The organism is uncultured Caballeronia sp., from assembly GCF_964243625.1.
Classification (GTDB): domain Bacteria; phylum Pseudomonadota; class Gammaproteobacteria; order Burkholderiales; family Burkholderiaceae; genus Caballeronia.
The window spans coordinates 2,187-2,700 of the sequence record NZ_CAXTGZ010000749.1 but is presented as its reverse complement, the minus strand read 5'-3'; the positions used below and the strand labels follow the sequence as shown (position 1 = coordinate 2,700).

Annotated in this window: 1 protein-coding gene and 1 pseudogene (1 of these 2 running past the window's edge); both read right to left on the bottom strand. The window is 55.3% G+C overall.

Features of this window, described 5'->3' with window-relative positions:
• Positions 1 to 127 precede the first annotated feature (127 nt).
• Positions 128 to 322 (bottom strand): hypothetical protein, encoded by a 195-nt coding sequence (locus ACFFAR_RS30335; protein WP_375509128.1) that lies wholly within the window; start codon positions 320 to 322, stop codon positions 128 to 130.
• Positions 319 to 514, bottom strand: a pseudogene (locus ACFFAR_RS30330) (porin) (it continues 689 nt past the right edge of the window). The gene ACFFAR_RS30335 and the pseudogene ACFFAR_RS30330 overlap by 4 nt, the downstream one beginning before the upstream one ends.

Sequence of the window (514 nt, the reverse complement as noted above, 5' to 3'; positions counted from 1 at the left end):
ACATTCGCTGGCCCGGTGTGCGATTGAACAATGGCCTTCATAAAATTCTCCGTGCAGTCGATTGAAAGACGTCACTTTCGCGGCGACGTCCAGCCGCACTACACCTATCGTTGGAGTAGTTGATCGTCTAAAATATGTGACGGATTCCTAACCGAGCCTGGTTCTGATTTCTTGAACTCGAATTGGCGATCGTCGTGATCGTGGCAACGGCGCCCGCTCCGGTGGCACGCTGTTCGACCGCGAGCAGGTAGACGTCGGTGCGCTTGGACAGCGCATAGTCGGCTCCTGCCGTCACCTGCCCGAGAAGCAATTCGTTGCTCAATGACGTGTACGCATAGGCCAAACCTGCCGACAAAAACGGGATGAAGTAATACTGAACGCTAGCCTCGCCGATCCTGATTGCCAACGAATCGTGCTGCGTGCCCGATCCGATTTAAGCGTCATCGAGATAAGTCGTCGTATAGATCGCTTGAGCAAGGTGGCACCGAGCTGATAGCTGACGCCCGCACCCCAC